Genomic DNA, 13,322 nt, shown 5'->3' on the forward strand with positions numbered 1-13,322 from the left:
TGTTATTAGAGGGGGGTGGGGGATGCTTATTCTGCGATGAGCTTGAATCCCACACCTCTGATGGTTTTCAGTTCTACGCCCGGTTCGTCTTCCAGCGCCGTACGGATTTTCTTGATGAAAACATCGAGGCTTCTGGAAGCAAAATAGTCTTTGTCTTCCACGCCCCAGAACCGGCTCAATACGGCTTCGCGGCGCACCACCTCGTTTTTGTTTACTGCCAGCAGTTCCAGAATCTTTGCCTCTCGTGCGGTGAGCATTTTCTGTTTACCATCTTGCGTATCTTTCAGAGTAGCATGGTCGGCTTCTAGAATGTATTTACCCAGTTTTATCTGGTTGCTGGCGTTTTCGCTGCGAGCTCCGGCTTTCAGTTGGAGCAGGCTATGTATATGAGCATCAAGCTCTTCCGGAATAAACGGCTTCTTCACATAGTTGTTGGCTCCGGCGGCATAACCTGCCTTCAGGTCTTTCGGCGAGGTGAGTCCGGTGGTAAACAGAATTATGGTTTTTCCGTCAACCTCGCGTATTTTCTTCACCATTTCTATTCCGTCCATGATGGGCATGTCGATATCAGATACAATAACATCGGGCTGAAAGTCTTGCCACACCTTTAGTCCTTCCTTGCCGTTAACGGCGGTTTTCACCTCATATCCTCCGATGATATCTTCGAAGCAACTTTTCTCCATATAGGCGAGGTTTTCATCATCCTCTACCAGGAGCAGTTTAGTATTTGCCATAATCTTTTCAGTTTTTGATGATTACAGTTGCAAAGATACATTTTTTTTGTGAAAGAGCCATATAAAGAGGTGGAGATTAACTTAAAGATAACATTCATTCCTGAACTTTTGAAGGCACTATGGATTAGGAACGGGGAGTGATTAGGGGCGGGTATAAATTAGGCACGGATTACGCGGATTACACGGATTTATGGCGCAACTGCTAATAAACCATATCATAATCTCTAATAAAGAGTCGTGTAATCTGTGTAATCCGTGCCTAAATATTATTGCTTGTCCGAGTCGATGAGGGCGAGTAGATGCTCTACTGCCACCTCCTGCGGAATATTCTTTTCTACGCAAACCTGCTTGCGGTAGAGGCTTACTCGGTTAGGACCGGCACCTACGTAGCCGTAATCGGCATCCGCCATTTCGCCTGGGCCATTCACGATACAGCCCATGATACCTATCTTCAGACCCTTGAGATGCTTGGTTGCCTCCTTGATCTTGGCGATGGTTTCACGAAGATCGTAGAGGGTTCTGCCGCATCCCGGACAACTGATATACTCGGTCTTGCTGGTGCGCAGACGGGCTGCCTGAAGTATTCCGAAAGCGGTTTCATCTATTGTCTGGGCAGGGATGTCTCCATTGTTCATCAGCCAGATACCATCGGTAAGACCATCAATCATCAAGGCTCCCATATCAGCAGCAGCCTCCAGCTGGAAGTCGCTCTTCTCCTCCTTGCTGTGCTGGTACATCTCGGCAAAGATCACAGGGTTCTTCAAGCCGGCATTCATCATCTCGTGAACCAATGCACGCTGGTCGCCCAGACGGTTCTGATGATTGCTTACGCAGATAACCACCACCTCAGGATGAGCCTTCAGGCAAGCGATATACTCATCGGCAGGAGTTCCAAACTGCAGGGTGAGGAACTTGACGTCTGCCTTGATGCTGGCGATGAGCGGCATTGCCATGGCAGGGAAGATAGGGTAGAGCTTGGCACCAGTAGTCTCTGGCTTGCTGTTCAGCGTCTCGTAAACATTGTAATCTACGATGTAGCTCTGGCCAGCCACAAACTGCTTAGGCATTTTGCCACCGATGTAGATATAGTCTGGAGTAGCATCCTTGTTCTCACAAGCGGTGCTCTCGCCGTTGATTCGGTTGCTGATAACCACCGGAACGTTGCTGCCGCCGATATTGCCTACAGCCACGGTTTCGCGGCGGGTAGGGCGCAGCCAGTCGAATGAAGGACAAGCTGTGGCAGGAATCATCAGATGCCCCTTCTTCTTGCCGATGTAATCTACCAGATGGCGTGCCACTGGAATCTCTGCAGCCGGTTCCTCGCTCAGGCTTACACGAACGGTATCGCCGATGCCATCAGCCAGGAGGGCACCGATACCTACGGCACTCTTGATTCTGCCATCTTCGCCTTCGCCGGCTTCGGTTACGCCGAGGTGGAGTGGGTAGTTCATGCCTTCCTTCTCCATTTCTTCTACCAGGAGGCGCATGGAGCGAACCATCACAACGGTATTGGATGACTTGATGCTGATAACCACATCGTGGAAATTCTCCTTCTTGCAGATGCGCAGGAACTCGAGACAGCTCTCTACGATGCCCTCTGGCGTATCGCCGTAGCGGTTACGGATGCGGTCGGAGAGTGAACCATGATTCACACCGATGCGGATGGCAGTATGATGCTCCTTGCAGATGTTGAGGAAAGGTACGAAGCGATTCTCAATCTTCTGAAGTTCGTGGGCATACTCCTCGTCGGTATATTCCTGCTTGATGAACTTGCGGGCAGGATCCACGTAGTTGCCAGGATTGACGCGCACTTTCTCACAATAGAGAGCAGCCACGTCGGCAACGTTAGGATTGAAGTGAACATCGGCTACGAGCGGAGTCTGATAGCCGTCGGCACGGATGCCGGCATTGATGTTTTTCATGTTCTCTGCCTCGCGGGAACCCTGAGTGGTGAAGCGCACCAGTTCGCCACCAGCCTTGATAATCTCCTCAGCCTGTCGCACGCAAGCCTCGGTATCATTGGTGTTGGTGGTGGTCATCGACTGGATGCGGATAGGATTATCGCCACCCAGGCCGAGGGCTCCGATATGTGCCACAGAAGAGGCCCGGCGGGTATAATTGAATAAATCTACCATAATATATAAGATAAGATATGCCCCAAAAGAATGGGGCATATTACAATATTAGATTAATTACACTTGAAGTCGTATTTCATCTCAGCCAGGTCCTTGTTGGCCTTCTCGATCTTGGCACCGAGACCCGCCTTCCAAGCCTCTACCTTCTGAGCCACTTCCTCATCGGCAAGGGCAATCATTTCAGCAGCGAGGATGGCAGCGTTCTGAGCCGCATTCACACCAACAGTAGCTACAGGAATGCCAGGAGGCATCTGGATGATGCTGAGCATGGCATCAAGACCATCGAGCATACCCTTGATAGGCACGCCGATTACTGGCAGAGGAGTAGATGCTGCGATAACACCAGGAAGGGCGGCAGCCATACCGGCAGCGGCGATGATAACCTTCACGCCACGCTCCTTGGCTCCCTTGGCGAATGACTCTACTGCATCTGGAGTGCGGTGAGCAGAAAGGGCATTAACCTCGAAAGGAATCTGGTTGTCGTTCAGCCACTTACATGCTTTTTCCATAACAGGCAGATCGCTTGTACTGCCCATAATAATGCTTACTAATGGTTTCATTTCTTCTTATATTTTATTATAAACTTTATATTACCAATATAGCACAGGCGGTGCCTATCAGAAATCCTGTAACTACCTGTGACAGCGTATGTTGTCGGAGTATCATGCGGGCACTTCCTACTGCGCCTGCCATCATCAGCACAAGGCAGAGCCACCACAGCGGATTGAAATTGAAGGCTACAGAATAAGACACCAGAGCTCCTGCCACACCTCCGATGGCTGCCGTATGGGTGCTGATCTTCCACCATACATTGATGAAGGCGCAAATCATCTGTATCGCCAGCGCTACCACTACGATGATACTGATGACGCGAGGCGTATTGCGGTATTCCATCCAGAAAAAACAGCCGAAGTAACATACGATAGAGAGGATGTAAGGCACAATACGACGCTCCTTCTTGCCCAGCTCACGCGAGGTCCAGCCTTGAACCATGCGGTAGAGGTGGATGAGTAGTGATGGAGCTACGACGGTCAGGAGGTAGACCATGCCCAGCATCACCAGTTTGTATCCTATCGGTAACAGCGACATATAACTGAAGATGAACAGAGCAATCAGTCCTACCATCGGCAGATAGAAGGGCGTGAAGATCATGCTCATGATGCGTGCTGTCAATATGATATTCTTCTCTTTCATAACACTAATAACGTATATATTCTTTTTATCTCTCAAATATTTTGTGGTGGGCCCCGGTTTCTTCCTGACTCATACCACTATCTTATTTCCTGAGTCGTGCCACCGGTATGCCCAGTTGCTCCCTATATTTTGCCACCGTACGTCGTGCGATAGGGAATCCCTTCTCCTTCAGCAGTTTGGCGAGTGCATCATCGCTGATCGGCTTTTTCTTGTCTTCTTTCTCGATGATGTCGTGCAGGGCAATCTTGATTTTGCGGGTAGACATCTCTTCGCCGTCTTCAGTGGTGTAGCTGTCTGTGAAGAAGAACTTCAGCGGGAAGGTGCCCCATTTAGTCTGGGCATACTTCACGTTGCTCACTCTCGAGATGGTACTGATGTCCAGTCCCGTGCGTTCTGCTACATCCTTCAGGATCATCGGTTTCAGGTCAGCCTCGTCTCCATCCAGGAAGAACTGCCGCTGTATGTCGATAATTGCCTTCATGGTGACGGTGAGGGTATGTCTTCTCTGCTTGATGGCTTCGATGAATCCCTGTGCCTTGTCCACCTTTTCCTTGGCGTAGAGCAGGGCTTCCTTGTCGCTCCGGCTCATCTTGTCTTTATGCTTCCTGTAGGTGTCAATCATGTCGGTGAATGATGGCGAAACTGTCAGTTGCGGAATGTTGCCACGGTTCAGCGAGAATGTAATCGTTCCGTCATCATTGGTGTCGATGATGAAGTCGGGGGTAATCTGTTGCATGTTTCTTCCCTCTGTTTCGCCCATCGATGCGCCCGGTTTCGGGTTCAGCTTTCTGATTTCTGCCTGCAGGGTTTCTACCTGTGTATCGTTCAGTTCCAGTCCTGCCTTGATCTTGTCCCAATGTTTCTTGGTAAACTCGTCAAAATAGTCGGTAAACACCTCTTCCATTGTCTTGCGGAGCACACCTCTTGGCAGTCTCTTAACCTGCAGCAGGAGGCATTCCTGCAGACTTCTTCCTCCTACACCGGCTGGGTCGAAGGTCTGTAGAATGTGGAGCACGTGCTCGATGTCTTTTTCCGTAACATCGATGTTGTGATAGATAGCGAGTTCATCGCAGATGCTGTCCAGGTCCTTGCGGAGCAGTCCGTCGTCATCCAGTGAACCTATGAGATATTCCATTACTTCCTTCTCCTTGTCGCTGAGCGGCTGCATGTCCATCTGTTCCTTCAGCTTATCATAGAAAGAGGTGGTGTCACCGTAAACCATTTCTTCGTAGTCAGCGCTGTCCTGGTTGTTGTATCTGTCTGTATTGTAGTCAGGCATCTGGTCGTCTTTTCCGATGCTTTCCAGTGCCTGGTCCAGTTCGTCTTTTCTTTCTTCTTTTTCAGATTCAGCCTCGTAGGCATCCTCATCGCTGCTGTTGTCGTACTCATCATCTGCGGGCGAATCATCATTGGCGACATTCTCGTTGAGCATGTCGTCTGGGTTCTCGCTTTCCAGAGCGGGATTATCGTCCAGTTCTGCATTGATACTGTCTTCCAGTTCCGTGAGCGGCATTTCCAACAGTTTCACCTGCAGCATTTGCTGGGCTGAAAGTCTTTGAAGTTGCTGTAACTTCTGTGCCTGTGTCTGTATGAGTTTTTGAGCCATAATTACTTAAAGTATTCTTTTAGTTCGTTGGCAAGCTGGTAAAGCTTGTCTGGATTTCCGTTTCCGTATTGGTGCCAGATGTCGCTGCATGCTTCTAGCAGCGGGTGTATCAGCATATCTTCGCGGTTGAGATAGGGGTCGCAGTACATGAATACGCCCATCGCCTCGGCAATGACCTTCGGTGATGTCCTGATGAGTTTTCCCAGGTCGATGATTTCCGGTGTTTCCGGCACCATGGTGATTGGTGTAAGCTGGAAGTAGAGATCGAGGATGATGATGAGTTTTACGGGGGTGAGCGATGGTTCACTTTCCAGTGGTTCCCAGTTTTTCTCGAATGTTTCCTTCACTTCCACTCCCTCGAAGAACTGTATGGCGTTTCCGCAGCCGTTCATCTGTCTGATGCGCTGTATATCGCGCTTCAGTTTCTGTGGCTTATCGGCATACTTTTCCCATAGTCGCTTGATTCTCGGAGTCACCATTCTGAGTTTGAACATCTGTTCGTGCAGAAACTCAGGTGGAATATGCAGTTCCAAGCTCAAGTCGACCATCCCTTTCGAATAGAGAGGTTTCACGCCCATGGGCTTCTTCTGGTACAGCTGCAACAGCAGGAGCCAGTATTCTTCGTTCCAGAGAGGATGTCTTGCCATAATTTCTTATCTTTATATATCTTCTGCAAAATTACGACTTTTCGTTGGTAAAACAAAATAATTTGGCGGTTATTTTTTCTCAAACTGAACTTTCTCCAGTCTAGGAGTAAATGAGTTAAGTACTTTAAGGAGTTATGGCTATAGTCTTTGGCAAAGTTTTTATGTAGTAATACATATGTCCTAGCTTCTTTACCTAGGGGGTAAAATAAAGAGCGCAACTTCGAATGATTTCGAAATTGCGCTCTTCTAATACGATATTCCCAAATTTCTCATAACTCAAGGGTTTTTTGTTACCCTTTCCATTACGAAGCCCGAAGCAGCAATTCTGCTCAGGCGTCATCTTTGGTTATCCCATACATTTGATCTTTTTACCTTCAACTCACCTGTTGAATTATCCTGTTGTCCTTGAATAAACAATCTTTAAATTTACCTTTAAACTAAAACCTAATAAAAAAACAACTAACAATCTTAAACCTAAAAACCTAATAACCTAAACTTTTTGTCGTCCTTGAATAAACAATCTTTTCTTTACCTTAACTAATACCGTTTCTCTGAATAAACAATCTTAAATTTACCTTTAAACTAACTAATAACCTAAAACAACTAACAATCTTAACCTAAAAACCTAATAACCTTTTTGTCTTATTGACGATGCAAAGGTACGACGATTTTCCGAACCCACCAAATGTTTTAAGAGAAAATCACATAAAAAAGCCTCTTTTTTGATATAAATCAACTATGTGTGTGCGCACACACGTGCTATTTAACAGCTATTTGATGTATGTCAACCATTTTAACACATTTCTTATGTCTGAAGCCTGTTTGGGAGCTTATACCTTATTATATATGCCTCTTCGCTCATGAACACGGCGATGGTCTTGAGGCGCAGATAGTCTTCCGATAGGTAGATGAGTCCCTTGTTGCCCCAGTTCTTGCCCCATGAGTTGCGGCAGACGTAGAATCTCTGCTTGCCTTTCATGAAGGTACCTATGATTTCCATCACATGATCATCGGTGGTGCGAAGCTGTTCAAACTCCTTCTGTCGCGATGCCTGGGTCACGGGGCGTTCCATTGGCTGTATGTCTACACAGTTCTTCCTTGGTTCCTTGAAGCCAGGTTCGCTGATGTCACCTTCCCAGCATACCGGGTGTCCTTTTTCTACCGCCTTCCTGATGTGGAGCATCAGCTCGTCGAGCGGAAGGTTCAGATAGGCATCGTGCATCCGGTTATCGGGAATCTCGAGCGCAAAGTATTCTCTGTAAGGATGATGCGAGAAACTGGTGAGCGATACATACTCCTCGGGATAGCATACGCTGTGGGCAAACTCTTGAGGGGTATATTCGGCACCCAGCATGTGTACGGCCTTGGCAGGCATGTAGCCTATTTCTGCGTCAAACAGGTCGTTCAGTTCCTCCTTGAGCTGGCTGATGCCCGCTTTCTTCAAGATGGCGCCATCGCACAGTTTCTGCACCTTGCGGCAGAGCACCTTGTAGTTCACGTGCTTCGGATCTTCATAGCTGTCGTAAGGTTGTGCACCATACTTATCTATATAATGTATCAGCATCGGGGCAGTACCGCGCAGGCTGATGTTCTTCTTTCCTTGTGCAAAGTAATATTCCAGTGCCTGTTCTTCCAGCATCATGCGGGCTATGTAGGCGATGGAGAGATTCACGGAATCCCCCTTCATGATGTGCTCGCTTTCGATGGTGGCAAGCATGCCGTATGCCCAGCAGAGTTCGCTGTTGCCCTGGTCCTTGACGGGCGTAGTACTGATCAGGTGGATATGCTCCGGAAGATAATCCTCGCCTCCACCTGTCTCTGAGATACCGGCTCGCTGCTGTCTGTATCCGCAACCGGCGAATACAAGCAGAGCGAGTCCTATGGTTATAATGTTCTTTCTTTCCATGCCGCAAAAATACAAAAAAGATTTTAATCTGTGGCATTAATCTTTCTTAAAACGCCATGGGTTATCAAAATTCCTTGTCATAGCCTGATGCAGGAATCTCCGGCTGGTCAATCGTGAACGACATGTTGTTGGCAGGGTAGGTGTAGAGCGGACCGGTATAGGTAGTCTTCTTTCCGATGACCAGATGTACGTTGTCAAAGCTGACGGTCTTTACTGCTTTTCCTTCCTTGTCCTTTCCGGTAGTTGTTATATGAATGTCGGTTACATCATTGTCGGTCAGAAGAGTGTAGAGTGTGAATTTGATGTATGGGTTCTGGTATTCTTTGGGGTCAAAAGTCCAACTTCGGGTGATGGTAGCCTTTTCTTTGCAGAATCCGGTAGAAGGATTGAATACCGTACCGCAGCTTCCGCTTATCGTGATATCCTGCGTATTGGTAGTAAGAGGCATCGGGTCGGTAGCTTGCAGTTTAAAACAGCTGACGGCACGTTTCAGCGAAACATTCTGTGTTACGGTTTTGCTGCCCGATTCCACCTTGATATCCTGCAGGGTATACGCCATATCGCGTACAATATTGTTGGCAAAGGTCATTTCATACCTTGATTTAACTTCGATTCGTTCTTCCTGCTGCAAATCAGTTTTTGCTGCTACGGCAACGAGCGTGTATTCTCCTGCCGGCACCTGCAGGCTGACGTTTCCGAATTCGTCATCCCAGTTTTCCTGTCTTACGGTATAGCCGGCAGTAGTTTCATCTCCTTTCGGAATGAGACATACTTGCAGATCTGTGTAGAGGTTTGCATCCTTGAGCGATTTCTCGCTCCCGTCGGCTCTCGTTCTGGCAAGATTGCTCTCTTCATCCTGCCCGATAGGCACAATGGAACTTTCGAAGAAGCAGAATCTTACTTCTTGGTTCTTGACTTGTGGTGTTGTTTCAAACATCACGTTTTCTTGTGTGCAACTAACCATTGTGGTCATTGCCAGGAACAGAATCATTCCTGAGGTAAAAGCTTTCTTCATACGCTTTCATTTTAATTTTAATTAATAATACCAGCCGTAAAACTGGATTGGATTTATAATAAAAAGAAGTATATCCTAGGGATATATTCTTATTTATAGGCAAATATAGACAAATAATCGTGATTGATTTGTCAATATAATAGAATTTCTGTCATTTTTTCTCCATTTTTCTGTGTTTTGTCTTCATTTTGGTGTAACTTTGCACCTGAAATTAGAAAATTGCATTCATGAATACAAAGATAAACGAATTTGAAGTGATGGCACCAGTGGGCTCACGCGAGTCACTGGCTGCTGCCATACAGGCTGGCGCCGACTCCGTATACTTTGGTATCGGCAAGTTGAACATGCGATCCCATTCAGCCAACCATTTTACTATCGATGATTTGCGTGAGATTGCTGCTACCTGCAACGAGCATGGTATCAAGACCTATCTCACCGTCAATACTGTCATCTACGATAACGACATCCCAACGATGAAGGAAATCATCGATGCTGCCAAGGAGGCAGGCATCTCTGCTGTCATCGCCAGCGATGTGGCTGTAATGAGCTATTGCAATGAAGTGGGCGAGGAGGTTCACTTATCTACACAGTTAAATATTTCAAACACAGAGGCTTTGAAATTTTATGCACGCTTTGCTGATGTTTCCGTACTGGCACGTGAATTGAACATGGACCAGGTGAAGCACATCCATGGGCAGATAGAACAGCAGAACATCTGTGGACCTATGGGCAAGCAGATCCGCATCGAAATGTTCTGTCATGGTGCTCTGTGCATGGCTGTATCGGGCAAGTGCTACATGAGTCTCGCTAATGCCAACCGCTCTGCCAACCGTGGCGAGTGTGTGCAGATCTGCCGCCGCAGCTATACTGTTACAGATAACGAAACTGGCAACCAGCTTGAAATCGACAACAAGTATGTGATGAGTCCGAAGGACCTGAAGACCATCCGCTTCATCGACCGCATGATGGATGCCGGTGTGCGCGTCTTCAAGATTGAAGGCCGTGCCCGTGGTCCTGAATACGTATATACCGTAGTGAAATGTTATAAGGAGGCGATAGCTGCCGTGCTCGACGGAACCTTTACCGAGGAGAAGAAGGATGAGTGGGATGAGAAACTCGCCACCGTCTTCAACCGTGGTTTCTGGGATGGTTATTACCAGGGGCAGACTCTCGGTGAATGGAACAAGCATTACGGTTCCGTAGCTACCGAGAAGAAGGTGCTCGTGGGCAAGGTGATGAAATATTTCTCTAAGTTGGGTGTGGCAGAAGTAGCCGTAGAGGCATCTACCTTCGACAAGGGCGAGAAACTGCTGATTACGGGTAACACCACCGGTGTGATGTATCTCCATGCCGATGAAATCCGCTACGACCTGAAGCCTGTAGAAACAGCGCAGCAGGGCTGTAGAGTTTCCATCCCTGTACCAGATAAGGTACGCCCTAACGACAAGCTCTATAAGTTGATTACAGTAAACGAAATTAAAGAAATAAAATAATGGCAACAATTAATAAATTGCAGGATGAAGTAGTAGAGGAGTTCCAGGATTTCACAGACTGGATGGATAAGTATCAGATGCTCATTGACTTGGGCAACGAGTTGGCTCCTCTCGATGAGAAATACAAGAACGAGCAGAACCTTATCGACGGCTGTCAGAGCCGCGTATGGTTGCAATGCGATAATGTAGATGGCAAGCTCGTATTCACTGCCGATAGCGATGCGCTCATCGTAAAGGGTATCATTGCTCTCCTCATCCGTGTGTTGAGCGGTCATACCCCAACCGAGATTATGGATGCCGACCTCTATTTCGTAGAGAAAATTGGTCTGAAAGACCATTTGAGTCCAACCCGCAGCAATGGTCTTCTGGCGATGATCAAGCAGATTCGCATGTACGCCCTTGCCTACAAGACCAAAGAGGCAGAGGCTTAACCGCCTCTGATTATATTATATATAAAAGGTATATTATAATGCGCAAATTAAGAACGATAGAGATGAACCGCCTCACCCTGGAGGAATTCAAGGAAGCCGAGAAGCTGCCCCTGATAGTGGTCCTGGATGATGTGCGTTCATTATATAATGTAGGAAGTGTTTTCCGTTCCTGCGATGCCTTCCGTGTAGAGGCGGTGTATCTCTGCGGAATCACCGCCACCCCTCCCAATGTCGAGATTCATAAGACGGCATTGGGTGGCGAAGACAGCGTGGATTGGGAATACTTCAAGACTACCGAAGAGGCGGTAGAGAAGTTGAAGCAGAAAGGCTACTTTGTATATAGCATCGAGCAGGTAGAAGGCTCCACCAAGCTTCAGAACCTGCCTGAGGCTCACCCTTCCCTCTCCAAAGGCTACGCCGTGATTTTCGGTAACGAGGTGAAGGGAGTCAAGCAGAACATCGTGGATATGAGCGATGGCTGTCTGGAGATTCCCCAGTTCGGTACCAAGCATTCCCTGAATGTCAGTGTCACCGCCGGCGTTGTAGTCTGGGAGTTTGTCAAACTCCTGAAACTATAAGTTGAGTTCGTGCCAAACTTGCGTTTTTTGCCAAGTTTGGCACGAACTCATTTGGTAATAACAATGTGTAAAAATCCCCCAATGAGGGATAAAAATGCTTAAATTCATCCCTCATTGAGGGAACTTTTCAAAAGAATTCATCCCTCATTGAGGGATTATTTGTATCTTTGCTGCAGTTTTAAACGATATTCATCTAAAAGAGCAAGATATGATAGACAATATACTTTATGAATACATGGCGGAGTTATTGAAACGTACTCCGCTTGATTTCATCAGATATAAATATGATGAAATCAACTGGAATGGACGATTAGTAGGTATCGTTGGTCCGCGAGGTGTTGGAAAATCCACCATGATACTTCAGCGCATCAAGCTGTCTAAGGAAGGCCATCACCTGTATGTGTCTGCCGACAACATCTATTTTTCAAATCATTCCTTGATTGACTTTGCTGACGAGTTTATCAAGGAGGGTGGTACACATCTTTATATAGATGAAATTCACAAGTATGCCGGTTGGAGCAGAGAACTGAAGCAAATTTACGACATGCACCCATCCCTGAACCTTATATTTACCGGTTCATCGGTCTTGGATATCAAGAAGGGCGAAGCTGATCTGAGTCGTCGGGCGCTGATGTATATGATGCAAGGCTTGTCGTTCAGGGAATACCTGCAACTTTTTGAAGGCATCAAGACCAGAGTTTTCAGTCTCGACGAAATACTCAATCACCAGGTAGAGATTCCGGGGTTGGATCATCCATTGCCTGTTTTCAGAGCGTACCTCGACCATGGCTATTACCCATTTGCCATAGAGGGAGATTTTACGCAAAGAATGCTGCAGGTGATAGACCAGACGGTAGAAGTTGACATTCCGCAATATGCTGATATGAAAGCTTCAACAGCACGCAAGCTGAAGCGTATGCTCGTCATTCTTTCCGGGTTGGCTCCCTACAAGCCAAGCGTAGAGAACCTCGCCACAGAAATCGGGGTAAGCAAGAACAACGTGCCTGATTATCTCGTCTATCTGGAGCGTGCAGGAATGATAGGTCTGCTCAGAGATGATACTTCGGGAATGCGCAATCTGGGGAAGGTGGAAAAAGTTTATGTCGATAACCCAAGTCTGATGTCAGTACTCACCTCTAATCCCAACATAGGAAACATAAGGGAAACTTTCTTCTACAATCAGATGAGAGAAAAACAAGACGTTACTTCCTCCAGGGTTTCCGACTTTACCATTGGTGATTATACCTTTGAGATTGGCGGAAGGAAGAAAGGTAAAAAGCAGATAGAGGATGTAAAAAACGGACGTATCGTAAAAGACGATATAGAGACGGGGCATGGAATCATCATCCCTCTCTGGTACTTCGGAATGAATTATTAGAGTCGTGAACTTTCGCATGTGGTTTAAGTACGGGCTGAAGGTCCAAAAGTTCCTTTCAGGGCGTGTGGGGACATGATGCTCTTCTGATGCCTGGGGCATGTGGGGATACCATGGTGTTCTGATACCTGGAGCGTGTGGAGCTTACATGCGAAACTTGAGTTTTTTGAATTGCTCAGATTCTTAATGATTTCCAAAGGTAGCTGGG

Annotated in this window: 12 protein-coding genes; 4 read left to right on the top strand and 8 right to left on the bottom strand. The window is 47.1% G+C overall.

What is annotated here, in order from left to right:
- Nucleotides 1-26 precede the first annotated feature (26 nt).
- The 8 genes from DWV53_RS05880 to DWV53_RS05915 all read right to left on the bottom strand — a co-directional run bounded on the left by DWV53_RS05880 (nt 27) and on the right by DWV53_RS05915 (nt 9,237).
- Entirely contained in the window at nt 27-734 is a 708-nt protein-coding gene (locus DWV53_RS05880; RefSeq protein ID WP_118152307.1) for a response regulator transcription factor, read from the bottom strand.
- Nucleotides 735-1,000: 266 nt separating this feature from the next.
- Nucleotides 1,001-2,869: a 4-hydroxy-3-methylbut-2-en-1-yl diphosphate synthase gene (locus DWV53_RS05885; protein ID WP_118152309.1), complete on the bottom strand. Its 1,869-nt coding sequence runs from the start codon at nt 2,867-2,869 to the stop codon at nt 1,001-1,003.
- Nucleotides 2,870-2,922: 53 nt separating this feature from the next.
- Nucleotides 2,923-3,429 carry a 5-(carboxyamino)imidazole ribonucleotide mutase gene (purE, locus tag DWV53_RS05890; RefSeq protein ID WP_118152311.1) on the bottom strand — a complete coding sequence of 169 codons (507 nt, stop codon included), beginning with the start codon at nt 3,427-3,429 and terminating at the stop codon, nt 2,923-2,925.
- Nucleotides 3,430-3,454: 25 nt separating this feature from the next.
- Nucleotides 3,455-4,063, bottom strand: coding sequence for a phosphatase PAP2 family protein (locus DWV53_RS05895; protein WP_118152313.1), 609 nt, complete (start codon nt 4,061-4,063; stop codon nt 3,455-3,457).
- A gap of 82 nt (nt 4,064-4,145) precedes the next feature.
- The gene (rpoN, locus tag DWV53_RS05900) at nt 4,146-5,669 is read right to left on the bottom strand and encodes an RNA polymerase factor sigma-54 (protein WP_118152315.1); all 1,524 of its coding nucleotides are present in this window, start codon (nt 5,667-5,669) and stop codon (nt 4,146-4,148) included.
- Nucleotides 5,670-5,671: 2 nt separating this feature from the next.
- Nucleotides 5,672-6,316, bottom strand: a complete 645-nt coding sequence (locus DWV53_RS05905; protein WP_117586083.1) for a hypothetical protein — start codon at nt 6,314-6,316, stop codon at nt 5,672-5,674.
- 805 nt (nt 6,317-7,121) lie between these two features.
- Nucleotides 7,122-8,222: a C1 family peptidase gene (locus DWV53_RS05910; protein WP_118152317.1), complete on the bottom strand. Its 1,101-nt coding sequence runs from the start codon at nt 8,220-8,222 to the stop codon at nt 7,122-7,124.
- Nucleotides 8,223-8,286: 64 nt separating this feature from the next.
- Nucleotides 8,287-9,237, bottom strand: a complete 951-nt coding sequence (locus tag DWV53_RS05915) for a hypothetical protein (protein WP_118152319.1) — start codon at nt 9,235-9,237, stop codon at nt 8,287-8,289.
- Nucleotides 9,238-9,464: 227 nt separating this feature from the next.
- Between DWV53_RS05915 and DWV53_RS05920 the strand changes: the two genes are divergently transcribed.
- The 4 genes from DWV53_RS05920 (at nt 9,465) to DWV53_RS05935 (ending at nt 13,117) form a co-directional block, all read left to right on the top strand.
- Nucleotides 9,465-10,730: a peptidase U32 family protein gene (locus DWV53_RS05920; RefSeq protein WP_118152321.1), complete on the top strand. Its 1,266-nt coding sequence runs from the start codon at nt 9,465-9,467 to the stop codon at nt 10,728-10,730.
- Nucleotides 10,730-11,161 (top strand): SufE family protein, encoded by a 432-nt coding sequence (locus DWV53_RS05925; RefSeq protein WP_118152323.1) that lies wholly within the window; start codon nt 10,730-10,732, stop codon nt 11,159-11,161. Before DWV53_RS05920 ends, DWV53_RS05925 begins: the two co-directional genes overlap by 1 nt.
- A 38-nt stretch (nt 11,162-11,199) precedes the next feature.
- A complete protein-coding gene (locus DWV53_RS05930; protein ID WP_118152325.1) occupies nt 11,200-11,739 on the top strand; it encodes an RNA methyltransferase in 540 nt (179 codons plus the stop codon).
- Between the two features lie 208 nt (nt 11,740-11,947).
- Entirely contained in the window at nt 11,948-13,117 is a 1,170-nt protein-coding gene (locus tag DWV53_RS05935) for an ATP-binding protein (protein WP_420377677.1), read from the top strand.
- Nucleotides 13,118-13,322 lie beyond the last annotated feature (205 nt).

Source organism: Segatella copri (genome assembly GCF_003465495.1).
Classification (GTDB): domain Bacteria; phylum Bacteroidota; class Bacteroidia; order Bacteroidales; family Bacteroidaceae; genus Prevotella; species Prevotella copri_G.

What these genes read in the sequence shown, in the direction of transcription:
- DWV53_RS05880 (WP_118152307.1), bottom strand. Translation starts at nt 734, where the DNA reads ATGGCAAATACTAAACTGCTCCTGGTAGAGGATGATGAAAACCTCGCC.
- DWV53_RS05885 (WP_118152309.1), bottom strand. Translation starts at nt 2,869, where the DNA reads ATGGTAGATTTATTCAATTATACCCGCCGGGCCTCTTCTGTGGCACAT.
- purE (WP_118152311.1), bottom strand. Translation starts at nt 3,429, where the DNA reads ATGAAACCATTAGTAAGCATTATTATGGGCAGTACAAGCGATCTGCCT.
- DWV53_RS05895 (WP_118152313.1), bottom strand. Translation starts at nt 4,063, where the DNA reads ATGAAAGAGAAGAATATCATATTGACAGCACGCATCATGAGCATGATC.
- rpoN (WP_118152315.1), bottom strand. Translation starts at nt 5,669, where the DNA reads ATGGCTCAAAAACTCATACAGACACAGGCACAGAAGTTACAGCAACTT.
- DWV53_RS05905 (WP_117586083.1), bottom strand. Translation starts at nt 6,316, where the DNA reads ATGGCAAGACATCCTCTCTGGAACGAAGAATACTGGCTCCTGCTGTTG.
- DWV53_RS05910 (WP_118152317.1), bottom strand. Translation starts at nt 8,222, where the DNA reads ATGGAAAGAAAGAACATTATAACCATAGGACTCGCTCTGCTTGTATTC.
- DWV53_RS05915 (WP_118152319.1), bottom strand. Translation starts at nt 9,237, where the DNA reads ATGAAGAAAGCTTTTACCTCAGGAATGATTCTGTTCCTGGCAATGACC.
- DWV53_RS05920 (WP_118152321.1), top strand. Translation starts at nt 9,465, where the DNA reads ATGAATACAAAGATAAACGAATTTGAAGTGATGGCACCAGTGGGCTCA.
- DWV53_RS05925 (WP_118152323.1), top strand. Translation starts at nt 10,730, where the DNA reads ATGGCAACAATTAATAAATTGCAGGATGAAGTAGTAGAGGAGTTCCAG.
- DWV53_RS05930 (WP_118152325.1), top strand. Translation starts at nt 11,200, where the DNA reads ATGCGCAAATTAAGAACGATAGAGATGAACCGCCTCACCCTGGAGGAA.
- DWV53_RS05935 (WP_420377677.1), top strand. Translation starts at nt 11,948, where the DNA reads ATGATAGACAATATACTTTATGAATACATGGCGGAGTTATTGAAACGT.